The sequence below is a fragment of the Symbiopectobacterium sp. RP genome, assembly GCF_050472005.1.
In the GTDB taxonomy this organism is placed as follows: Bacteria; Pseudomonadota; Gammaproteobacteria; order Enterobacterales; family Enterobacteriaceae; genus Symbiopectobacterium.
Map to the genome: position 1 here is coordinate 229,093 of NZ_JBGOGS010000001.1, position 21,629 is coordinate 250,721.

Here is a 21,629-nt window from a genome sequence, read left to right on the forward strand (position 1 = left end):
CGTTAAGGCCAACGTATCACCCGGAAGCATGTGGCTGCATTCTTCGCGCTGTCTGACCTAGTTACAGGTCCGGAGGAACGAAAAATAATAAAGGTGTGTGAGCAAATCCGTGAAAAAACAAAGACCTGTCAATCTGAATCTGCAAACGATTCAGTTTCCCGTAACTGCGATAGCCTCAATTCTTCACCGTGTCTCTGGCGTCATTACCTTTGTGGCCCTCGGAATCCTGCTGTGGCTGCTCGGGCACTCTCTTGCTTCAGAAGAGGGGTTTCTGTACGCCGCGGCCATTCTGGATAGCGTGATTGTTAAATTTATTCTGTGGGGCATCCTCACCGCGCTGGCCTACCACATTGTTGGTGGATTACGCCATCTGATGATGGACTTTGGCTTTCTGGAAGAAGATCTCGTGTCGGGAAATCGTTCCGCAAGGCTCTCTTTTATCATTACTGTCGTGCTTTCACTACTGGCTGGAGTCCTCGTATGGTAAGCAATGCTTCTGCATTAGGACGTAATGGCGTTCACGATTGGCTACTCATTCGCGCTTCTGCCATTGTTATCGTGCTCTACGTGATTTATCTCGTGGGGTTTATCGCGACGGCGGGGGATATCACCTATCCCGTTTGGCGCGGTTTCTTCGCGATGCCCCTCACCAAAGTGTTCACGCTGCTGACGCTGTTCGCCATCCTGATTCACGCTTGGATAGGGATGTGGCAAGTGCTGACTGACTACATCAAGCCGCTGGCGTTGCGTCTGATATTGCAATTCGCCATCGTGGTAGCGCTGCTGGTGTACGTTATTTATGGAACCGTTGTGGTGTGGGGGGCGTGATGAATTTACCAATTAGGCAATTTGATGCCGTTGTTATCGGCGCAGGCGGCGCAGGTATGCGCACTGCGTTGCAAATCTCTCAAATGGAACTTTCCTGTGCGCTGCTGTCCAAGGTGTTCCCGACGCGCTCGCACACCGTGTCTGCTCAAGGCGGTATTACCGTGGCTCTGGGCAATACACATGAGGATAACTGGGAATGGCACATGTACGATACCGTAAAAGGGTCGGACTATATTGGCGATCAGGATGCCATCGAATACATGTGCAAAACCGGCCCGGAAGCCATTCTGGAATTGGAGCACATGGGGCTGCCTTTCTCTCGTCTGGATGACGGTCGCATCTATCAGCGTCCGTTCGGCGGGCAATCGAAGAATTTCGGCGGTGAGCAGGCAGTGCGTACCGCAGCGGCGGCAGACCGTACTGGACATGCTCTGTTGCATACCCTCTATCAGCAAAACCTGAAAAACCACACCACCATCTTTTCTGAATGGTATGCGCTGGATCTGGTTAAAAATCAGGACGGCGCTGTATTAGGTTGTACCGCTATCTGTATCGAAACCGGCGAAGTGGTTTATTTCAAAGCACGTGCGACGGTACTGGCTACCGGTGGTGCAGGACGCATTTACCAATCTACTACCAATGCCCACATCAATACCGGCGACGGTGTCGGTATGGCATTACGCGCCGGTGTGCCGGTGCAGGATATGGAAATGTGGCAGTTCCACCCGACCGGGATTGCGGGTGCGGGTGTGCTGGTCACTGAAGGCTGCCGTGGCGAAGGGGGCTATCTGCTCAACAAGCACGGTGAGCGTTTTATGGAGCGCTATGCGCCTAACGCCAAAGATTTGGCAGGGCGTGATGTTGTTGCGCGTTCCATCATGATTGAAATCCGTGAAGGGCGCGGCTGCGACGGTCCGTGGGGCCCGCATGCCAAGCTGAAACTCGATCATCTGGGTAAAGATGTGCTGGAATCCCGCCTGCCGGGCATCTTGGAACTGTCTCGCACCTTTGCGCATGTCGATCCAGTGAAAGAACCGATTCCGGTCATCCCCACCTGCCACTATATGATGGGAGGCATTCCCACCAAGGTGAGTGGCCAGGCGTTGACGGTCAATGAAAAGGGCGAAGATGTGGTGGTGCCGGGGCTGTTCGCCGTAGGTGAAATTGCCTGCGTTTCCGTGCACGGTGCTAACCGTCTGGGCGGTAACTCGCTGCTTGACCTGGTGGTGTTTGGCCGCTCTGCGGGCATGCATTTACAAGAATCATTACAAGAGCAGGGTGAGCTGTGCGATGCCAGCGACAGCGATGTTGAGGCTGCACTGGAACGTCTGAATCGCTGGAACAATAACCGTACCGGAGAAGATCCGGTGGAAATCCGCAAGGCATTGCAATCCTGCATGCAGAACAACTTCTCGGTGTTCCGGGAAGGGGATGCAATGGCGAAAGGGTTGGAAGAGCTGAAGGTGATTCGCGAGCGCCTGAAAAATGCGCGCCTTGATGACACCTCTACGGAGTTCAATACCCAGCGCATTGAGTGTCTCGAGTTGGATAACCTGATGGAAACTGCCTATGCCACGGCCGTCTCCGCCAATTACCGCACCGAAAGCCGCGGTGCGCATAGCCGCTTCGATTATCCGGATCGTGATGATGAAAACTGGTTGTGTCATTCGTTGTATTTGCTGCAACACGAGAGCATGACGCGCCGCGAGGTGAACATGCAGCCTAAATTACGTCCGGCGTTTCCGCCGAAAATACGTACTTATTAATGTCGCGGAGATGGCACGATGAAACTTGAATTTTCAATTTATCGCTATAACCCGGATGTCGATGACGCACCGCACATGCAGGATTACACCCTGGAGGCGGAAGAAGGGCGCGACATGATGCTGCTTGACGCGCTGATCCAGCTGAAAGAGCAAGATCCTACGCTGGCGTTCCGCCGTTCTTGCCGTGAAGGGGTGTGTGGCTCTGACGGCCTTAACATGAATGGCAAAAACGGGTTGGCTTGCATCACGCCGGTTTCGGCGCTGCAACGGGCCAAAGGTAAAATTGTTATCCGTCCGCTGCCGGGATTGCCGGTAATCCGTGATTTGGTGGTGGACATGGGACAGTTCTATGCCCAATATGAGAAAATAAAGCCTTACTTGTTGAATAATGGGCAGAATCCACCGGCGCGTGAACATTTGCAGTCACCGGACCAGCGTGCCAAGCTGGATGGATTGTATGAGTGCATCATGTGTGCCTGCTGTTCTACGTCTTGTCCGTCGTTCTGGTGGAACCCGGATAAATTTGTGGGCCCGGCGGGGCTACTGGCAGCTTACCGTTTCCTGATCGACAGCCGTGATACGGAAACCAAGCCGCGCCTAGATTCGCTGGATGATGCATTCAGCGTATTCCGCTGCCACAGCATCATGAACTGCGTTAATGTCTGCCCGAAAGGCCTTAACCCAACGCGGGCGATTGGTCACATCAAATCGATGTTGTTGCAACGCAGTGCCTAAGGTGTACCGCGAAACAGCCTAAGCGACGCCGCGCAGAGAAATTACGGCGCAGAGGTAAAACTGCCGTATTGTGCAATGGTAAGACGTAACATGATTATCCCTCCGGCTCGCTGCGGGGGGATGATAGGAAACCTTTAAAAATGGGCTTGTGCGCCAAACCGGTTTTTAAAGGTTCCTTAAAGGGGAAGGACACCCTGGCCCTGCGAATCTGACAGGGAATGAACCGTTTACGGCGCCTGATTTTTTTACGGCACAGGACATGTTAACCACGGCGAAAACTGAAGCTTATTAGCTTAAGGGATCACAATGCAGAACGGCGCAATGAAGGCTTGGCTGGATTCCTCCTATCTGGCGGGCGCGAACCAGTCCTACATAGAACAGCTCTATGAAGATTTTTTAACCGATCCGGATTCTATCGATCTTAGCTGGCGGTCTATCTTCCAGCAGTTGCCTACGGCGGGGGTCAAACCCGATCAACTGCATTCCAAAACGCGCGACTATTTCCGTCGTCTGGCAAAAGATGCTTCGCGCTTTAGCTCCTCTGTGACCGATCCTGACATTGACGCCAAGCAGGTCAAAGTATTGCAGCTGATAAACGCGTTTCGTTTCCGTGGATATCAGCAAGCCAAGCTGGACCCGATCGACTTACGTCCTCAAGCGCCAGTTGCAGAATTGGATCTGGCTTACCATAACCTGACGGCTGATGACCTTCAGGACACTTATAACGTGGTCTCGTTCGCCATCGGCAAAGAGACCATTAAACTCGGTGAATTGTATGACGCCTTGAAGCGTACCTACTGCGGTTCTATCGCTACTGAATACATGCATATCACGAGCACCGATGAGAAACGCTGGATTCAGCAGCGTATCGAATCCATTACCGGCCAGCCTTCTTTCAGTTTGGAAGAGAAGCGTCGCTTCCTGAAAGAGCTGACGGCGGCGGAAGGGCTGGAGCGCTATTTAGGGGCCAAATATCCGGGTGCTAAACGCTTCTCGCTGGAAGGTGGCGATGCGCTGGTGCCGATGCTCAAAGAGATGATCCGCCATGCGGGCAACAACGGCACGCGTGAAGTGGTGCTGGGCATGGCGCACCGTGGCCGCCTCAATGTTCTGGTTAACGTGTTGGGGAAAAAGCCACAGAATTTGTTCGATGAATTTGCTGGTAAGCATAAAGAGCATCTCGGCACCGGTGATGTGAAATACCATCAGGGCTTTTCGTCCGAATTTGCCACCGAAGGCGGTCTGGTGCATTTGGCGCTGGCGTTTAACCCCTCGCACCTTGAGATTGTCAGCCCGGTGGTAACCGGTTCCGTGCGTGCACGCCTCGATCGTCTCAGCAGTGAGAGCGGTCCGCGCGTATTGCCGGTGACGATTCACGGCGATGCGGCCATCAGCGGGCAGGGCGTGGTGCAGGAACTGCTGAATATGTCCACCGTGCGCGGCTATGAAGTGGGCGGTACGTTGCGTATCGTGATCAACAACCGCATCGGTTTTACCACCTCCAACCCGCTGGATATTCGTTCCACGGAATATTGCACCGACATTGGTAAAATGGTGAAGGCGCCAATTTTCCACGTTAACGCTGACGATCCGGAAGCGGTCGCTTATGTGACGCGCCTGGCGTTGGATTTCCGCAATGAATTCAAACGCGATGTGTTTATTGATCTGATTTGTTATCGCCGCCATGGTCACAACGAAGCAGATGAGCCAAGTGCGACGCAGCCGATGATGTACCAGAAGATCAAAAAACACCCGACGCCGCGTAAGGTGTATGCCGATCGCCTGGAACTGGAAAAAAGCATCACGCTGGAGGATGCCACCGAGCAGGTTAACCTGTATCGCGACGCGCTGGATGCAGGAGAATGCGTGGTGGAAGAGTGGCGTGAAATGGACATGCAATCTTTCACCTGGATGCCTTACCTTAACCACGAGTGGGATGAGCCTTATCCGCACAAGGTGGAGATGAAACGCCTGCAAGAATTGGCAAAACGCATCAGTGAAGTGCCGGAAGCCATTGAAATGCATCCGCGCGTCGTCAAGGTGTACGCCGATCGTGCCGAAATGGCGCTGGGTAACAAGCCCTTCGATTGGGGCGGCGCGGAAACACTGGCCTACGCCACACTGGTGGATGATGGCATTCCTATTCGTATTTCCGGTGAAGACAGTGGCCGTGGCACCTTCTTCCACCGCCATGCCGTGGTGCATAACCAAAAGAATGGCTCGAGCTACACACCACTGGAACATGTGCATAATGCGCAGGGCACCTTTAACGTGTGGGACTCGGTGTTGTCCGAGGAGGCGATTCTGGCGTTTGAATACGGCTACGCCACGGCAGAGCCGCATACGTTGACCATTTGGGAAGCGCAGTTCGGTGATTTCGCCAACGGTGCTCAAGTGGTGATCGATCAGTTCATCAGCTCCGGTGAGCAGAAGTGGGGACGCATGTGCGGCTTGGTGATGCTGCTGCCGCATGGCTATGAAGGTCAAGGCCCTGAGCACTCCTCAGCGCGTCTCGAGCGTTATCTGCAACTGTGTGCCGAGCAAAACATGCAGGTGTGCATTCCGTCGACGCCGGCGCAGGTTTACCATATGTTGCGTCGTCAGGCGCTGCGCGGTATGCGGCGTCCGCTGGTGGTGATGTCACCGAAATCGCTGTTGCGCCATCCGCTGGCGATCTCCTCGCTGGAAGAGTTGGCTAATGGCGCGTTCCAGCCGGCTATCGGTGAAATTGACGAACTTGATCCGCAAGGAGTGAAGCGCGTCGTGCTCTGTTCCGGCAAGGTCTACTATGATTTATTGGAACAGCGTCGTAAGAATGAGCAGAACAACGTGGCGATTGTGCGCATCGAACAACTCTACCCGTTCCCGCAGCAGGCGGTGCAGGCGGCGTTAGCGCCGTTCGCACACGTGCATGATTTTGTCTGGTGTCAGGAAGAGCCGCTCAATCAGGGGGCATGGTATTGCAGCCAGCACCATTTCCGCGAAGTGATTCCCTTTGGAGCGTCTTTGCGTTACGCCGGACGCCCGGCCTCCGCCTCTCCAGCGGTCGGTTATATGTCTGTGCATCAGAAACAACAGCAAGATCTGGTTAATGACGCGCTGAACGTTGATTAAATAAAAGGATAGATAATGAGTAGCGTAGATATTCTTGTCCCTGACCTTCCCGAATCGGTAGCTGATGCTTCCGTGGCGACCTGGCACAAAAAGCCGGGTGACAGCGTCCAGCGTGATGAAGTGCTGGTCGAAATTGAAACGGATAAAGTGGTGTTGGAAGTGCCTGCACCAGAAGCGGGTGTGCTGGATGCCGTGCTGGAAAGCGAAGGCGCTACGGTGACATCGCGCCAAATTCTTGGGCGTCTGCGCCGTGGCGATAGCTCCGGCAAGGAAACCAGCGAGAAAGCGCAGAGCAAAGAGTCTACGCCTGCCCAGCGCCATACCGCAGGGTTGACCGAAGAGAACAGTGATGCGCTCAGCCCGGCGATTCGTCGCCTGATCGGTGAGCACGGTCTGGATGCGGCTGCGATTAAAGGCAGTGGCGTGGGTGGCCGTATCACGCGTGAAGATGTCGAAAAACATCTGGCAGCGCAGGCTGCCAGCGGCAGCGACAAAAAAGCAGAGAAAGCCGCAGATGCTGCACCGGCGCTGGCTCATCGCAGCGAAAAACGCGTGCCAATGACGCGACTGCGTAAGCGGGTTGCTGAACGCTTGCTCGAAGCGAAAAACAGTACCGCCATGCTGACGACCTTTAACGAAGTCAACATGAAACCGATTATGGACCTGCGTCAGCAGTACGGCAAAGCGTTTGAAAAACGCCACGACGTACGTCTGGGCTTTATGTCGTTCTACATCAAAGCCGTGGTGGAAGCGCTGAAACGCTATCCTGAGGTGAACGCCTCCATCGACGGCGGAGATGTGGTGTACCACAACTATTTCGATGTCAGTATCGCCGTCTCCACACCGCGTGGTCTGGTTACGCCAGTGCTACGCGATGTTGATGCGCTGGGCATGGCTGACGTTGAGAAGAAAATCAAAGATCTCGCAGTAAAAGGGCGCGACGGCAAGCTGACGGTAGAAGAACTGACCGGCGGTAATTTTACTATTACCAACGGTGGCGTGTTCGGCTCCCTGATGTCCACCCCTATCATCAACCCACCACAGAGTGCGATTCTGGGCATGCATGCCATTAAAGACAGACCGATGGCCGTGGATGGTCAGGTGGTGATTCTGCCGATGATGTACCTGGCGCTTTCTTACGATCACCGGTTGATCGATGGTCGTGAATCCGTGGGCTTTTTGGTCACGCTAAAAGAGATGCTGGAAGATCCAACACGCCTGCTGCTCGATGTATAGCGCGTGATGGCGTAGACTGCCACCACCTGCCGAGCGGCGGTCATACGGTGGGTATTAGTTTACTTTGTGCTATGCAGCCGCCCTTGGCGGCGTTATCCAATAATATCAAGAAAGTCATGTGACTTATCTTCAAACCGAGATGGATAGAACATCATGAATTTACATGAATATCAGGCAAAACAGCTCTTTGCTCGATATGGCCTGCCGGCGCCGACCGGTTATGCCTGCACCACGCCGCGCGAAGCAGAAGAGGCCGCCTCGAAAATTGGTGCCGGTCCGTGGGTAGTGAAATGCCAGGTACATGCGGGTGGCCGCGGTAAAGCGGGCGGCGTAAAAGTGGTGAGCAGCAAAGAAGATATTCGCGCGTTTGCGGAAAATTGGCTGGGCAAACGTTTGGTGACCTACCAAACGGATGCGCAAGGCCAGCCTGTGCATCAGATTCTGGTGGAAGCCGCAACCGATATCGATCAAGAACTCTACCTCGGTGCCGTGGTCGATCGCGCTACGCGTCGTGTGGTGTTTATGGCCTCAACCGAAGGTGGGGTGGAAATTGAAAAAGTGGCAGAAGAAACGCCGGAACTGATTCATAAAGCCGCGCTCGACCCATTGACCGGCCCGCAGCCTTATCAGGGGCGTGAGTTGGCCTTTAAACTGGGGCTGAGCGGCAAGCAAGTGGCGCAGTTCACCAAGATTTTCATGGGTCTGGCGACCTTGTTCCTAGAGCGCGATCTGGCACTGGTGGAGATTAACCCGCTGGTGATCACCAAGCAGGGCGATCTGGTCTGTCTGGACGGTAAACTCGGCGCTGACGGCAATGCGCGGTTCCGCCAGCCGGAGCTGCGCGAAATGCGCGATCCGAGCCAAGAAGATTCTCGCGAAGCGCATGCTGCACAGTGGGAACTGAACTATGTGGCGCTTGATGGCAACATTGGTTGCATGGTGAACGGTGCGGGTCTTGCCATGGGCACCATGGACATCGTCAAACTGCATGGCGGTGCGCCGGCCAACTTCCTGGATGTGGGCGGTGGTGCAACCAAAGAGCGCGTGACCGAAGCCTTTAAAATCATTCTCTCCGACGACAACGTGAAAGCGGTACTGGTCAATATCTTTGGCGGTATCGTGCGCTGTGATCTGATCGCTGACGGCATCATCGGTGCGGTAGCCGAAGTGGGCGTTAACGTACCTGTGGTGGTGCGCCTGGAAGGAAACAATGCGGAACTGGGTGCCAAGAAACTGGCAGACAGCGGCCTGAATATCATCGCAGCCACCAGTTTGACAGATGCAGCTCAGCAGGTTGTGAAGGCAGCGGAGGGTAAATAATGTCTATTCTGATTGATAAGCACACTAAAGTCATTTGCCAGGGATTCACCGGCAGCCAAGGCACCTTCCACTCTGAGCAAGCGCTCGCTTATGGTACCAAGCTCGTGGGCGGCGTGACGCCCGGTAAAGGCGGCACTGAACATTTGGGATTACCGGTGTTCAATACCGTGCACGAAGCGGTGGAAGCGACCGGCGCGACGGCTTCGGTGATTTACGTCCCGGCACCGTTTTGCAAAGACTCAATTCTGGAAGCGATTGATGCGGGAATTGAACTGGTTATCTGTATCACTGAAGGTATTCCGACGCTGGATATGCTGACCGTGAAGGTGAAGCTGGAACAGAGCGACGTGGGGATGATTGGGCCTAACTGTCCGGGCGTTATCACCCCCGGTGAGTGCAAAATTGGCATTATGCCCGGCCATATTCATAAACCGGGCAAGGTGGGGATCGTTTCTCGTTCAGGAACGCTAACCTACGAAGCGGTGAAGCAGACAACCGACACCGGGCTTGGTCAGTCAAGCTGTGTTGGTATCGGCGGTGACCCGATTCCGGGTTCCAACTTTATCGATATTCTGGCATTGTTCGAACAGGATCCACAAACCGAGGCCATCGTGATGATCGGTGAAATCGGTGGCACAGCGGAAGAGGAAGCGGCAGTCTATATCAAAGCGCATGTCACCAAACCGGTGGTAGGGTACATCGCCGGTGTGACGGCACCAAAGGGCAAGCGTATGGGCCATGCAGGTGCCATCATTGCGGGTGGTAAAGGCACGGCGGATGATAAATTTGCGGCGCTGGAAGCGGCTGGTGTGAAAACGGTGCGTAGCTTGGCGGATATCGGCGATGCCGTGAAAGCTGTATTGGCGCGTTAGTGCATTGCCAAAACCCCGCACGGAAGACCAGCAGGCAATGGCTGCCCTACATCGGGTCCGTGGCTCGCTGATACGGCAACGCGTTAAAGCCACCAACCAGATGCACGCTTTTTTACTGGAGTTCGGTGTCAGTCTGCCTCGCGGTATTGTCGTGATACGGCGTCTGGCAGCGGTGCTGGAAGAAAATGACTTCCCACCTTATCTGACAAGGGTTCTGAGCAGACTTCACAGCCAGTATATTTACCTCAACGGGGAAATTGATGAAATCGATAAGGAACTGAAAACCCACCTTGCGGAGGATGAAACTGCCCAACGCCTGCTGACCATTCCCGGCGTCGGGCCGATAACAGCGAGCCTGTTAGCCACCCCCCTGGGGGATGGTAAAAACCATGCCAGCAGCCGTGATTTTGCGGCTTCGACAGGGCTGGTTCCCCGCCAGTACAGCACGGATGGGAAGACGACACTGATGGGCATCAGCAAGCGGGGTGACAAGAATCTGCGACGGCGGCTGGTGCAATGCGCGCGGGTGTTTATGCAGCGGCTGGAACACAACCCAGGGCGTCTGGCAGAGTGGGTTAAAAAGCAGCTTGTCAGCCATCACTCGAATGTGGTGGCGTGTGCGCTGGCGAACAAACTTGCGCGGATAGCCTGGGCGGTGACAGTCCATCAGGCGGCGTTCAGCAAATAAAAGAGCCACCGAAAAAAAATCGCTGGCTCAGTGAGTTAACAGATTACTTTCTGGTTTTGCGACGACAGATAATTGATGACATGAACGGCATATCGGCCTGCTGATGAACCTGACATAAAAAATGGCTCTATGAAGCCGAGGCTTTTTTAAGGTTCGGCAGGTGCGGAACTCATCGTGACGCGGGCATTAAATGCCCACCAGACGCCGAATAGATTTACGCAAGCCCATCATAAATCAAAATCTGTGTTGCAAAAACGGGGGTGACCATAGATTTTTATTGCCAGTACAGTAATAAAAGATGAAAACAAAAAATAATTAAGAGCCGTTATTAACTCACCGCTCAATATATTAACTATGGCAACATTAAATTAACAACTTAAACAATGTGGTTATGATTAAATCATCTACGCTTGATAGTGCGTTAAATTAAATCTGCGCGAGCAAGTCAAAAATTGGTTTGCTAATTTATGCTATTGTCAAGTCTATTTTTACATTTATTTAACAAGTAATCGTATGACGAAAACTTGGTAAACCAGAAATTAACATTGGGCGTGCTATTTGCGTCAGATCAAAATCTTAAGCTGGCTATCGATGGGGAAATGCGCTTAAATTGCGCCACATCAATTTTCACCAAAGGTGTGCCGAAAGGGGAAAGTTGATTTGAAACCAAAAACACAATCTGTGTCACGTAAAAACCTATTTATTCTAGGGGGTTACAGGCGTAATATAGCCGCTACCCTGTTTGTGGTATTGTTTTTGGCTATTTTTAACGTGTTTTCTTTGGCGTGTTATTGGTTTAACGGTGAACTCTCGTTGTTTATAAAAGCCGGTTCTGAAGCAATTTTCTGTTGTGTTCTTTTTGGGTGTTTAGCGGCTTGTTTGCATTTACAAGCTAAAACCTTCCTGCGAGGAGCAAGGAGTCAAGATGTTTGATATAGTCGAACTGTCACGTTTACAGTTTGCCTTAACCGCGATGTACCATTTTCTTTTCGTACCATTAACGCTGGGGATGGCGTTTTTGTTGGCGATCATGGAAACGGTCTATGTGCTGACGGGCAAACAAATCTACAAGGATATGACCAAGTTCTGGGGCAAGTTGTTTGGTATCAACTTTGCACTGGGCGTGGCCACCGGGCTGACCATGGAGTTCCACTTCGGTACTAACTGGTCCTATTTCTCCCACTATGTCGGGGACATTTTCGGCGCACCGCTGGCTATCGAAGGCCTGATGGCGTTCTTCCTCGAATCAACGTTTGTTGGCTTGTTCTTCTTTGGCTGGGATCGCCTAGGCAAAGTGCAACACATGGCCGTGACATGGTTGGTGGCGTTGGGGTCTAACTTCTCCGCGCTGTGGATTTTGGTTGCAAACGGCTGGATGCAAAACCCCATCGCTTCTGAATTCAATTTCGAAACCATGCGTATGGAAATGGTGAGCTTCTCACAACTGGTGTTGAACCCGATTGCGCAGGTGAAGTTCGTTCATACCGTCGCTGCTGGTTACACCACGGGTGCCATGTTCATTCTGGGCATCAGTGCTTACTATCTGCTTAAGGGCCGTGACTTGGCCTTTTCCAAACGCTCATTTGCCATTGTTGCCAGCTTTGGCACCGCAGCTGTGCTGTCAGTTATCGTACTGGGTGATGAATCCGGTTATGAAATGGGCGACGTGCAAAAAACCAAATTGGCCGCGATTGAAGCCGAGTGGGAAACCCAACCGGCACCTGCCAGCTTTACGCTGTTCGCCATTCCCAATCAGGAGAGAATGGAGAACCAGTTCGCCGTGCGCATTCCGTTTATGCTGGGGATTATTGCCACGCGTTCGACGGACGGCGTGGTACTGGGGCTGCGTGAACTGATGGATGGTCACCAGGTACGTATTCGCAACGGCATGAAAGCGTATGAGTTGCTGGAGCAGTTGCGCGCGGGTAATACTGATCCGGCTGTGCGTGAAGCCTTTAACCAGTCCAAACAGGATCTGGGTTATGGCATGCTGCTCAAACGTTACACCGCGGACGTTGCTAATGCGACTGAAGCACAAATTCAGCAGGCAACTAAGGACTCTATTCCTCGCGTTGCGCCGCTCTACTTCTCGTTTCGCATCATGGTAGCCTGTGGCGTGCTGATGCTGCTGATTATCGGCCTGTCGTTCTGGAGCGTTATCAGAAACCGTATCGGTAAAAACAAGCTGCTATTGCGCGCTGCCTTGTTCGGTATTCCGTTACCGTGGATTGCGGTTGAAGCTGGTTGGTTTGTTGCCGAGTACGGTCGCCAACCGTGGGCTATCGGTGAAGTGCTGCCCACGGCGGTAGCGAACTCTTCGCTGACGGTGGGTGACATCCTGCTATCGATGGGCTTGATCTGCGGTTTGTATACGCTGTTCCTGGTCGCCGAAATGTATCTGATGTTCAAATTCGCGCGCCTCGGCCCAAGCAGCCTGAAAACAGGGCGTTACCACTTTGAACAGCCGTTGACGCTGGCTCAGGACGCACGGTAAACAGGAGTCCACTATGTTTGAATATGAAGTATTACGTTTTATCTGGTGGCTGTTGATTGGCGTGCTGATGATCGGTTTCGCTATCACTGACGGCTTCGATATGGGGGTTGGCGTGCTGGTGCGCGTGATGGGGCGTAATGATGTAGAACGCCGTATCATGATTAACAGTATCGCTCCACACTGGGACGGTAACCAGGTGTGGCTGATCACCGCGGGTGGGGCGCTGTTTGCTGCATGGCCGATGGTGTATGCTGCAGCATTCTCCGGCTTCTATATCGCAATGATCCTAGTACTGGCATCGCTGTTCTTCCGTCCGATCGGTTTTGACTACCGCTCCAAGCTGGAAGACGCGCGTTGGCGCAATATGTGGGACTGGGGCATCTTCATCGGTAGCTTTGTGCCGCCAGTGGTGATTGGTGTGGCGTTCGGTAACCTATTGCAGGGCGTACCGTTCCATATCGATGCCAATGTTCGCTTGTTCTACACCGGTAACTTCTTCCAACTGCTGAACCCGTTTGGCCTGTTGGCGGGCGTTGTCAGCCTGACCATGATCCTGGCGCAAGGTGCTACCTACTTGATGATGCGTACCGATGGCGATCTGTATGTGCGCTCGAAAGGTGCGGCTCAACTGTCGGCGTTGGTAATGATGGTGACCTTTGCGTTGGCCGGCGTGTGGGTAATCTACGGTATTGACGGCTATACTATCACCTCCGTGTTGGACAGGGCGGCTGAGTCTAACCCGCTGCACAAAGAAGTGGCGCATCAGGCCGGGGCCTGGTTAGCGAACTTTACCGCGCATCCGGTGCTGTGGGCTATCCCGTTGCTGGGTGTGGTGCTACCGTTGCTGATCATCGCGATGGCGCGTGCGAACAAGGGCTGCTTGGCTTTCCTGTTCAGCTCGCTGACTATCGCCTGCGTTATCCTGACCGCTGGGGTTGCCATGTTCCCGTTTGTGATGCCTTCCATCACGCAACCGAACGTAAGCCTGACCATGTGGGATGCCACCTCCAGCTTGTACACGCTGAAAGTGATGACGATCGTCGCCATTATTTTTGTACCCATCGTGCTCTCTTATACGGCATGGTGTTACTACAAAATGTTCGGTCGCATTACCAAAGAGCATATTGAACAGAACACCCACTCTCTGTACTAAGTAAGGAGCTTAATGATGTGGTATTTTGCCTGGATACTCGGAACGCTTCTTGCTTGCTCGCTGGGGATTATTACCGCTCTGGCGTTAGAGCAGAGTGAAGCAAAGAAAGCGAAAGCGGCAGAAGACAACGCGCAATGAGCAGTCTGGTTGATAAACTCTACCAACTGATGGACAAGGGCCCGTTACGGGTTCTTGCCCTGCTTATGGCGTTGCTGATGGCGGGCTGTGTGATGTGGGACCCGACACGCTTTGCTGCACGTACCAGCGCGTTGGACGTGTGGCAAGGCCCGTTGCTGGTATGGGCCGTTTGTACCGGTGTGATATACGGGGTAGGGTTTCGCCAGCAACACCTGCTGTGGCGCGTGATTTTTGCGCCTTTTCCTGCCTTTGTGATCCTGCTCGCAGGGCTTATTTACGTCTTTCGCTAGTATATATCTTAAATTATTCGAGTTGTAGGAAGGCGACAAGGGAGCGGATCTCAATGAACTTACTTAGGTAAGTGATTTGGGTGAGTGAGCGTAACCAACGCACCTACAGCTCGAAGTATGACGGGTATGGCCTATTCCGTTTGGTTATGGGTTTCCCGCAACCCATAATTATTTAATTTCCCTCTAAGCAACCCATTCCAAACCTCATTTCTCTTGCGTATAGTAGCGGTGTTTCGTTGTATTACCGGGATGTAGAGTGAGCAATACGTTGTTTCGTTGGCTTGTACGTGTCTACTATGAAGACACAGACGCCGGTGGCGTGGTGTATCACGCCCGTTATATCGCCTTCTATGAGCGTGCGCGGACAGAAATGTTACGCCAGCACGGCTTTCATCAGTGCGCCTTGCTGGAAGAGCATGTGGCTTTCGCTGTGCGTCGTATGGCGGTCGAATATTTTTCTCCGGCGCGTCTGGATGATTTATTGAACGTAGAGAGTGAAATCACAGTGATACGCGGTGCTTCTCTCACGTTTGCTCAGCGTATTCTCAATTCTCACGGCGATCTGTTAAGTCAGGCAGACGTATTGATCGCTTGTATCGATCCACATCACATGAAGCCCATCGCGCTTCCTAAGTCTATTGTTGCGGAGTTTAAGCAGTGACTGACATGAATATCCTTGATTTGTTCCTGAAAGCTAGTCTTTTAGTGAAACTTATCATGCTGGTTTTGATTGGTTTTTCTATCGCCTCTTGGGCGATCATCATCCAACGCACGCGCATTTTGAACATTGCTACGCGTGAAACTGAAGCCTTTGAAGATAAATTCTGGTCAGGCATTGAACTCTCCCGACTGTATCAGGAAAGCCAGACGCGCCGCGATTCGCTGGCAGGTTCAGAGCAGATCTTCTATTCCGGCTTCAAAGAATTTGCCCGCTTGCATCGGGCTAACAGCCATGCGCCAGAGGCGGTGGTAGAGGGCGCTTCTCGTACCATGCGCATTTCCCTTAACCGCGAACTGGAAATGCTGGAAACCCACATTTCGTTTTTGGGTACTGTTGGCTCTATCAGCCCGTATATCGGCCTGTTCGGTACGGTATGGGGGATCATGCACGCCTTTATCGCGTTGGGGGCGGTTAAGCAGGCCACGTTGCAAATGGTTGCTCCGGGTATTGCCGAAGCACTGATTGCGACCGCCATCGGTCTGTTTGCGGCGATCCCTGCGGTAATGGCCTATAACCGCCTGAATCAGCGTGTGAATAAACTGGAGCAGAACTACGACAACTTCATGGAAGAGTTCATCGCTATCCTGCATCGTCAGGCCTTCACTGAAAGTAGTAAGTAATCAGGAGGCAGCATGGCTCGTTCACGTGGTCGCCGGGATCTAAAATCCGAAATTAACATCGTTCCATTACTGGACGTGCTGCTGGTGTTGTTGCTGATCTTCATGGCAACGGCCCCCATCATCACACAGAGCGTGGAAGTGGATTTGCCTGATGCGACAGATTCCAAAACCGTCTCCAGCAACGATAATCCGCCGGTGATTGTCGAAGTGTCTGGCGTCGGTCAGTACAGTCTGGTTATTGAACAAAAGCGGATGGAACAACTTCCCGCTGAGCAGATTGTGGCGGAAGCCCAGGCGCGTATGGCTGAAAACCCCAAGTCGGTGTTTCTGATCGGGGGCGCGAAAGACGTGCCTTATGATGAGATCATCAAAGCGCTGAACTTGCTGCGCCAGGCTGGGGTCAAATCAGTAGGTCTGATGACTCAGCCTATATAATCAATGCGTTGCAGTCAAAGCGTGATGTTTTTTCTGGCAATTGTTTATTACGGCAACACAGTATTTGGGAACCGCTTGTGCTAAAGGCCACCGAAAAACCTGATAAGTTAAAACGCGCCATTATTGTCTCGGCCGTTTTGCACATCATACTGATTGCTTTGCTGGTGTGGAGCTCATTCCACTCCTCTATGGATGCCAGCGGCGGCGGTGGCGGCTCTGCAATCGATGCGGTAATGGTTGATCCCAATGCCGTCGTTGAACAGTACAACCGCCAGCAGCAACAGCAGAGTGATGCAAAACGCGCGGAACAGTTGCGTAGAAAGCAGGTTGAGCAGCAAGCTGAAGAGTTACAGCAGAAGCAGGCTGCTGAGCAACAGCGTTTAAAAGAGCTTGAGAAAGAGCGCCTTCAAGCGCAAGAGGACGCTAAGCAGCAGGCGCAAGAACAGGCCGAGCAGCGTAAGCAGGCGGAAGCCGCTGCCGCGAAGGCGAAAGCAGAAGCTGAACAACAAGCCAAAGCAGCCGCTGCTGCTGCGAAAAAGCAGGCTGAAGAAGAAGTGAAGGCCAAAGCGGTAGCTGATGCGAAAGCCAAGGCGAAAGCTGATGCGAAAGCCAAGGCGAAAGCTGATGCGAAAGCCAAGGTGAAAGCTGAAGCCGATGCCAAAGCGAAAGCGGCTGCTGATGCGAAAGCTAAAGCCGCCGCAGAAGCTGCTGCACAGTCTGATTCCGTTGACGATCTTCTCGGTGGTTTGGCTTCGTCGAAAAACGCGCCTAAATCAGGTGGCGGTGCGCCAGCCGGTGCCGGCACGGCGAAAAAGAGCGGTGCCTCAGGTGCCGCACTGGACAGTTATGGCGGCCAGGTGCGCGCGGCGATCCAGAGTAAATTTTATGACTGGCAGCTTTATCGGGGTAAAACCTGTACATTGCGCATCAAACTGGCACCTGACGGTCTGCTCGTTTCCGTTGAAGCGAAAAGTGGAGACCCGGCACTGTGTCAGGCGGCGATTGCCGCAGCCAAGCAGGCAAGAATACCGAAGCCGCCAAGCACGGATGTGTATGAAGCTTTCAAAAATGCACCGATTGATTTCAAACCGCAATAATCGTGGCGTGCAGTACGATGCTAACGGTGCCGCATGGTATAGCCAACCGACTTAAAAATGATTACAGCCAATGCCCTGATAAAAATAATGTCGCTTGGCTATATCTTTAGGACAAGGATGATAGCACCACCCACGGGTATTGTGTTTTGGTGATACCGGTTTGTTAAAATTCTGCTAATTTATCCGAGGCGATACCTCTGGATAAGGGAGATGAAATGAAGCAGGCATGTAAAGTTGCACTAGGTTTTTTAATGCTGTGGGTCACAGCGCTACACGCCGAAGTGCGTATCGAGATTACCCAAGGGGTTGACTCGGCACGTCCTATCGCCGTGGTTCCGTTCAAGTGGGCTGGCGGCGGCGCAGCGCCGGAAGATATTGGCGGTATCATTGGTGCGGATCTGCGTAACAGCGGTAAATTCAATCCGATCGATCCCAGTCGTATGCCGCAGCAGCCGGGTTCTTCCTCGGAAGTCACGCCTGCTGCCTGGACGGCGCTGGGGATTGACTCCGTCATCGTGGGTCAGGTTCAGCCGGGTGCAGATGGTAGCTACGTGATCTCTTATCAACTGGTTGATACCTCGGGTAACCCAGGCAGCGTATTGGCGCAAAACCAGTTCAAGGTCACCAAGCAATGGCTGCGTTATGCCACGCATACCGCCAGTGATGAAGTGTTCCAGAAGCTAACCGGTATCAAAGGTGCCTTCCGTACACGTATAGCCTATGTGGTGCAGACTAACGGTGGTCAGTTCCCTTACGAACTGCGTGTATCTGATTATGATGGCTACAACCAGTTTGTAGTGCATCGTTCTCCAGAACCGCTGATGTCTCCGGCCTGGTCGCCGGATGGCAGCAAAGTGGCATACGTTACCTTTGAAAGCGGTCGTTCTGCGCTGGTGATTCAAACGTTGGCTAATGGGGCAATCCGTCAGGTTGCGTCCTTCTTGCGTCACAACGGTGCTCCGGCGTTTTCCCCGGATGGCAGCAAACTGGCCTTTGCACTTTCCAAAAGCGGCAGCCTGAACCTGTATGTCATGGACATCGGCTCCGGTCAGATCCGTCAAGTGACGGATGGTCGCAGCAACAATACTGAACCAACCTGGTTCCCCGACAGCCAAACTTTGGCATATACTTCGGATCAGGCTGGACGTCCGCAAGTCTACAAAATTAACGTTAATGGCGGAGCTCCGCAGCGTATCACTTGGGAAGGGGCGCAGAATCAGGACTCAGAAGTCAGTGACGATGGCAAAATGCTAGTGATGGTGAGCTCCAACGGTGGTGCTCAGCATATTGCTACACAAGATCTAGTGACGGGGGCCGTTCAAGTCATTACGGGCACCTATCTGGACGAAACGCCGAGTATTGCACCGAACGGCACTATGGTGATTTACAGCTCTAAACTGGGGCTGGGCTCTGTGCTGCAGCTGGTGTCTACTGACGGACGTTTCAAAGCGCGTCTTCCGGCAGCTGATGGACAGGTTAAATTCCCTGCTTGGTCGCCGTATTTATAAACATAAATAATTTTTTCAAAGGACATAAGAGATGCAATTCAATAAAGTACTGAAAGGCCTGATGTTGGCTCTGCCGGTGCTGGCTATCGCCGCATGTAGTTCACACAAGAAAGACGTCAATGACCAGTCTACCGTTGGCACTGCAGGCAGGGGTTATGAAAACGGCAATATGTCTTATTCTGAGCAGGCTCGCCTGCAAATGCAAGAACTGCAACGCAACAACATCGTATACTTCGATTTGGACAAGTACGATATCCGTTCTGACTTCGCTCAGATGCTGGGCGCGCACGCTTCCTTCCTGCGCAGCAACCCGTCCTACAAAGTGACTATCGAAGGTCATGCGGATGAACGCGGTACGCCGGAATACAACATCGCCCTAGGTGAACGTCGTGCTAACGCTGTTCAGATGTACCTACAAGGCAAAGGTGTTTCTTCCGATCAGATCTCTATCGTTTCTTACGGTAAAGAGAAACCTGTGGTTCTGGGTCATGACGAAGCTGCATGGTCCAAAAACCGTCGTGCGGTCTTGGTATACTAAGAGCATTGCATGAACAGTAACTTCAGACGTCATCTCGTGGGTCTGTCGTTATTGGTTGGCGTAGCGGTCCCTTGGGCCGCTACTGCCCAAGCGCCAATCAGTAATGTCGGCTCTGGCTTGGTGGAAGACCGTGTCACCCAAATGGAGCGTATTTCTAACGCTCATAGCCAGCTATTAACTCAACTTCAGCAGCAGCTCTCTGATACGCAGCGCGATATTGACAGTTTGCGTGGGCAGATTCAGGAAAATCAGTACCAGTTGAATCAGGTTGTTGAACGCCAGAAGCAAATCTATCAGCAAATGGATAGCATGGGCTCCTCGTCGTCAACGCCGTCGGCGTCTTCTGCGCCAGCAACGGATACGGGTGCGTCTACCTCCAGTCCCGCCAGTAATGGTGCGGGCGCGCCGGTTGCACCGGCCAGTACCGGTGATGCCAACAGCGACTACAATGCTGCGGCGGCATTGGTGCTAGAGAAAAAGCAGTACGATCAGGCTATTGCAGCTTTTCAGTCATTTGTCAAAAAATACCCTGACTCAACTTATCAGCCGAATGCCAACTATTGGCTGGGTCAGTTGAACTACAACAAAGGTAAGAAAGACGACGCCGCTTACTATTTTGCGAACCTGGTCAAGAATTACCCGAAATCCCCTAAAAGCTCCGAAGCCTTACTCAAGGTTGGGGTGATCATGCAGGAAAAGGGGCAGACGGATAAAGCGAAGGCTGTCTACCAGCAGGTCATCAAACAATATCCTAATACCGAAAGCGCCAAGCAGGCGCAAAAACGGCTGACTGGGCTCTAACCCCTTTCTAGGCACAAAAATTGCGCGCCATGAGCGATTTTTGTGCTTTGTCGTTTGATGATTAAGCAGTTGAACCGTTTTTCAGGAAAATAGGTTGCACTGAGCTGATAAGTTAGTAGTATATGCCGCCGTTGCCAAGGCAAGGTGAAAACGCCGAAGTAGCACCATGATGGGTCGTTAGCTCAGTCGGTAGAGCAGTTGACTTTTAATCAATTGGTTGCAGGTTCGAGCCGAGCGAAGCGAGACAGCAACGCGTTAGCGTTGACCCCGCAGGGGCAAGGCCAACGGCCGAGTTATCCTGCACGACCCACCATTTTCTAGATATCCTTTCTATCAATTCCAATCGTTAAATATTTATGTGCGTCTGTCGTGCAGGTGAGAAGCTGCGTTCAGGTTCGAGCCGAGCGAAGCGAGACAGCAACGCGTTAGCGTTGACCCCGAAGGGGCGAGGCCAACGGCTGAGTTATCCTGCACGACCCACCATTTTTTAGATACCCTTTCTATCAATTCCAATCGCTAAATATAGCTAAACGACTTAATTTTGATTACATTATTTAAATGAGCTATTCAATTGATTTTAGACGTAAAGTGATATCTACACGGGAAGAAGAAGGGTTGAGTATCCGAGAAACAGCGAAGCAATTTCGGATTGGCCCTGCCTCTGTATCGCGTTGGATTAATCAAATAGCGTCAAAAGCATCGACCACGCGTCAGCGAAAGAGCGATAAATCCGAGTTGATAAAAGATGTTGAACCATATCCAGATGCTTACCAAAAAGAACGTGCAGAGCGTTTTGGCGTTTGTCAGAAGGCCATTTGGCAAGCTCTTAAAAAGCTGGGATTGGCCTATAAAAAAAAACTCTACGTCATCCGAAAGCCGACGAAAGCGCCCGGCAAGCATTTCAACAAAAAATACAACAGTATGAAAAAGAAGGTAAGCCTATTGTTTTTATTGATGAAAGTGGTTTTCCACACGATACCCCACGGACTCACGGCTATTCCCCAAAAGGTCAACGGTGTTTTGGCCTGAAGAACGGGGGAGCCAAGGGAAGAACAAATGTTATCGGCGCTTTATTAGGCACAACGCTGTTTGCTATCGGATTATTTGATATCAATATTAACAGCGATGTTTTCTATTCCTGGGTCACACAAGTCCTTATCCCAGTACTCCCTAAAAACAGTGTAATCGTGATGGACAATGCAACTTTTCACAAAAAACATAATATTCAACAAGTCATCATCGATGCAGGGTATACCCGTGATCATTGAAGATGCT

General features: G+C 52.3%; 22 protein-coding genes, 1 tRNA gene, 1 other RNA gene and 1 pseudogene. All 25 read left to right on the top strand.

What is annotated here, in order from left to right; all coding sequences use genetic code 11:
• Positions 1–97: 97 nt before the first annotated feature.
• The 25 genes and pseudogenes from sdhC to ACD630_RS01675 all read left to right on the top strand — a co-directional run bounded on the left by sdhC (position 98) and on the right by ACD630_RS01675 (position 21,622).
• Positions 98–487: a succinate dehydrogenase cytochrome b556 subunit gene (sdhC, locus tag ACD630_RS01555; RefSeq protein ID WP_430357899.1), complete on the top strand. Its 390-nt coding sequence runs from the start codon at positions 98–100 to the stop codon at positions 485–487.
• Positions 481–828: a succinate dehydrogenase membrane anchor subunit gene (sdhD, locus tag ACD630_RS01560; RefSeq protein ID WP_430357900.1), complete on the top strand. Its 348-nt coding sequence runs from the start codon at positions 481–483 to the stop codon at positions 826–828. The genes sdhC and sdhD overlap by 7 nt, the downstream gene beginning before the upstream one ends.
• Positions 828–2,594, top strand: a complete 1,767-nt coding sequence (gene sdhA, locus ACD630_RS01565) for a succinate dehydrogenase flavoprotein subunit (protein WP_430357901.1) — start codon at positions 828–830, stop codon at positions 2,592–2,594. The genes sdhD and sdhA overlap by 1 nt, the downstream gene beginning before the upstream one ends.
• 18 nt (positions 2,595–2,612) lie before the next feature.
• Positions 2,613–3,329 (top strand): succinate dehydrogenase iron-sulfur subunit, encoded by a 717-nt coding sequence (locus ACD630_RS01570; protein WP_430357902.1) that lies wholly within the window; start codon positions 2,613–2,615, stop codon positions 3,327–3,329.
• Positions 3,330–3,635: 306 nt separating this feature from the next.
• Positions 3,636–6,443, top strand: coding sequence for a 2-oxoglutarate dehydrogenase E1 component (gene sucA, locus ACD630_RS01575; RefSeq protein WP_430357903.1), 2,808 nt, complete (start codon positions 3,636–3,638; stop codon positions 6,441–6,443).
• A gap of 15 nt (positions 6,444–6,458) precedes the next feature.
• A complete protein-coding gene (odhB, locus tag ACD630_RS01580; protein ID WP_430357904.1) occupies positions 6,459–7,679 on the top strand; it encodes a 2-oxoglutarate dehydrogenase complex dihydrolipoyllysine-residue succinyltransferase in 1,221 nt (406 codons plus the stop codon).
• Positions 7,680–7,832: 153 nt separating this feature from the next.
• A complete protein-coding gene (gene sucC, locus ACD630_RS01585) occupies positions 7,833–8,999 on the top strand; it encodes an ADP-forming succinate--CoA ligase subunit beta (RefSeq protein WP_430357905.1) in 1,167 nt (388 codons plus the stop codon).
• Complete coding sequence (sucD, locus tag ACD630_RS01590; protein WP_430357906.1) at positions 8,999–9,871, top strand: succinate--CoA ligase subunit alpha; 873 nt, start codon at positions 8,999–9,001, stop codon at positions 9,869–9,871. Before sucC ends, sucD begins: the two co-directional genes overlap by 1 nt.
• 13 nt (positions 9,872–9,884) lie before the next feature.
• Positions 9,885–10,559 (top strand): annotated as a pseudogene (locus tag ACD630_RS01595) (IS110 family transposase); the annotation flags it as partial.
• A 660-nt stretch (positions 10,560–11,219) separates the two neighbouring features.
• Complete coding sequence (locus ACD630_RS01600; protein ID WP_430357907.1) at positions 11,220–11,492, top strand: hypothetical protein; 273 nt, start codon at positions 11,220–11,222, stop codon at positions 11,490–11,492.
• Complete coding sequence (gene cydA, locus ACD630_RS01605) at positions 11,485–13,053, top strand: cytochrome ubiquinol oxidase subunit I (protein ID WP_430357908.1); 1,569 nt, start codon at positions 11,485–11,487, stop codon at positions 13,051–13,053. The genes ACD630_RS01600 and cydA overlap by 8 nt, the downstream gene beginning before the upstream one ends.
• Positions 13,054–13,066: 13 nt before the next feature.
• Positions 13,067–14,206: a cytochrome d ubiquinol oxidase subunit II gene (gene cydB, locus ACD630_RS01610; RefSeq protein ID WP_430357909.1), complete on the top strand. Its 1,140-nt coding sequence runs from the start codon at positions 13,067–13,069 to the stop codon at positions 14,204–14,206.
• 15 nt (positions 14,207–14,221) lie between these two features.
• Positions 14,222–14,344, top strand: coding sequence for a cytochrome bd-I oxidase subunit CydX (gene cydX, locus ACD630_RS01615; RefSeq protein ID WP_430359841.1), 123 nt, complete (start codon positions 14,222–14,224; stop codon positions 14,342–14,344).
• On the top strand, positions 14,341–14,634 hold the full coding sequence (ybgE, locus tag ACD630_RS01620; protein WP_430357910.1) for a cyd operon protein YbgE: 294 nt from the start codon (positions 14,341–14,343) through the stop codon (positions 14,632–14,634). The genes cydX and ybgE overlap by 4 nt, the downstream gene beginning before the upstream one ends.
• Positions 14,635–14,890: 256 nt before the next feature.
• Positions 14,891–15,295, top strand: coding sequence for a tol-pal system-associated acyl-CoA thioesterase (gene ybgC / locus ACD630_RS01625; RefSeq protein ID WP_430357911.1), 405 nt, complete (start codon positions 14,891–14,893; stop codon positions 15,293–15,295).
• Positions 15,292–15,975 carry a Tol-Pal system protein TolQ gene (gene tolQ / locus ACD630_RS01630; protein WP_430357912.1) on the top strand — a complete coding sequence of 228 codons (684 nt, stop codon included), beginning with the start codon at positions 15,292–15,294 and terminating at the stop codon, positions 15,973–15,975. The genes ybgC and tolQ overlap by 4 nt, the downstream gene beginning before the upstream one ends.
• Positions 15,976–15,987: 12 nt before the next feature.
• Positions 15,988–16,410: a colicin uptake protein TolR gene (gene tolR, locus ACD630_RS01635; protein WP_222160037.1), complete on the top strand. Its 423-nt coding sequence runs from the start codon at positions 15,988–15,990 to the stop codon at positions 16,408–16,410.
• A 77-nt stretch (positions 16,411–16,487) separates the two neighbouring features.
• Positions 16,488–17,507, top strand: a complete 1,020-nt coding sequence (gene tolA / locus ACD630_RS01640) for a cell envelope integrity protein TolA (RefSeq protein ID WP_430359842.1) — start codon at positions 16,488–16,490, stop codon at positions 17,505–17,507.
• Between the two features lie 215 nt (positions 17,508–17,722).
• On the top strand, positions 17,723–19,015 hold the full coding sequence (gene tolB, locus ACD630_RS01645) for a Tol-Pal system beta propeller repeat protein TolB (protein ID WP_430357913.1): 1,293 nt from the start codon (positions 17,723–17,725) through the stop codon (positions 19,013–19,015).
• Between the two features lie 31 nt (positions 19,016–19,046).
• Positions 19,047–19,553 (top strand): peptidoglycan-associated lipoprotein Pal, encoded by a 507-nt coding sequence (gene pal / locus ACD630_RS01650; RefSeq protein WP_430357914.1) that lies wholly within the window; start codon positions 19,047–19,049, stop codon positions 19,551–19,553.
• Between the two features lie 9 nt (positions 19,554–19,562).
• Positions 19,563–20,354, top strand: coding sequence for a cell division protein CpoB (cpoB, locus tag ACD630_RS01655; protein WP_430357915.1), 792 nt, complete (start codon positions 19,563–19,565; stop codon positions 20,352–20,354).
• 171 nt (positions 20,355–20,525) lie between these two features.
• Positions 20,526–20,667: transfer RNA gene (locus tag ACD630_RS01660), tRNA-Lys, on the top strand.
• Between the two features lie 42 nt (positions 20,668–20,709).
• Positions 20,710–20,837: non-coding RNA, RtT sRNA (locus ACD630_RS01665), on the top strand.
• Positions 20,838–20,912: 75 nt separating this feature from the next.
• On the top strand, positions 20,913–21,383 hold the full coding sequence (locus ACD630_RS01670; RefSeq protein ID WP_430357916.1) for an IS630 transposase-related protein: 471 nt from the start codon (positions 20,913–20,915) through the stop codon (positions 21,381–21,383).
• A complete protein-coding gene (locus ACD630_RS01675; protein ID WP_430359843.1) occupies positions 21,305–21,622 on the top strand; it encodes a transposase in 318 nt (105 codons plus the stop codon). Before ACD630_RS01670 ends, ACD630_RS01675 begins: the two co-directional genes overlap by 79 nt.
• Positions 21,623–21,629: the final 7 nt, after the last annotated feature.

Excerpts from the sequence above, each read along its gene's own strand:
- sdhD (WP_430357900.1), top strand. The coding sequence starts at position 481 with ATGGTAAGCAATGCTTCTGCATTAGGACGTAATGGCGTTCACGATTGG.
- sdhA (WP_430357901.1), top strand. The coding sequence starts at position 828 with ATGAATTTACCAATTAGGCAATTTGATGCCGTTGTTATCGGCGCAGGC.
- ACD630_RS01570 (WP_430357902.1), top strand. The coding sequence starts at position 2,613 with ATGAAACTTGAATTTTCAATTTATCGCTATAACCCGGATGTCGATGAC.
- sucA (WP_430357903.1), top strand. The coding sequence starts at position 3,636 with ATGCAGAACGGCGCAATGAAGGCTTGGCTGGATTCCTCCTATCTGGCG.
- odhB (WP_430357904.1), top strand. The coding sequence starts at position 6,459 with ATGAGTAGCGTAGATATTCTTGTCCCTGACCTTCCCGAATCGGTAGCT.
- sucC (WP_430357905.1), top strand. The coding sequence starts at position 7,833 with ATGAATTTACATGAATATCAGGCAAAACAGCTCTTTGCTCGATATGGC.
- sucD (WP_430357906.1), top strand. The coding sequence starts at position 8,999 with ATGTCTATTCTGATTGATAAGCACACTAAAGTCATTTGCCAGGGATTC.
- cydA (WP_430357908.1), top strand. The coding sequence starts at position 11,485 with ATGTTTGATATAGTCGAACTGTCACGTTTACAGTTTGCCTTAACCGCG.
- cydB (WP_430357909.1), top strand. The coding sequence starts at position 13,067 with ATGTTTGAATATGAAGTATTACGTTTTATCTGGTGGCTGTTGATTGGC.
- cydX (WP_430359841.1), top strand. The coding sequence starts at position 14,222 with ATGTGGTATTTTGCCTGGATACTCGGAACGCTTCTTGCTTGCTCGCTG.
- ybgE (WP_430357910.1), top strand. The coding sequence starts at position 14,341 with ATGAGCAGTCTGGTTGATAAACTCTACCAACTGATGGACAAGGGCCCG.
- tolR (WP_222160037.1), top strand. The coding sequence starts at position 15,988 with ATGGCTCGTTCACGTGGTCGCCGGGATCTAAAATCCGAAATTAACATC.
- tolB (WP_430357913.1), top strand. The coding sequence starts at position 17,723 with ATGAAGCAGGCATGTAAAGTTGCACTAGGTTTTTTAATGCTGTGGGTC.
- pal (WP_430357914.1), top strand. The coding sequence starts at position 19,047 with ATGCAATTCAATAAAGTACTGAAAGGCCTGATGTTGGCTCTGCCGGTG.
- cpoB (WP_430357915.1), top strand. The coding sequence starts at position 19,563 with ATGAACAGTAACTTCAGACGTCATCTCGTGGGTCTGTCGTTATTGGTT.
- ACD630_RS01670 (WP_430357916.1), top strand. The coding sequence starts at position 20,913 with ATGAGCTATTCAATTGATTTTAGACGTAAAGTGATATCTACACGGGAA.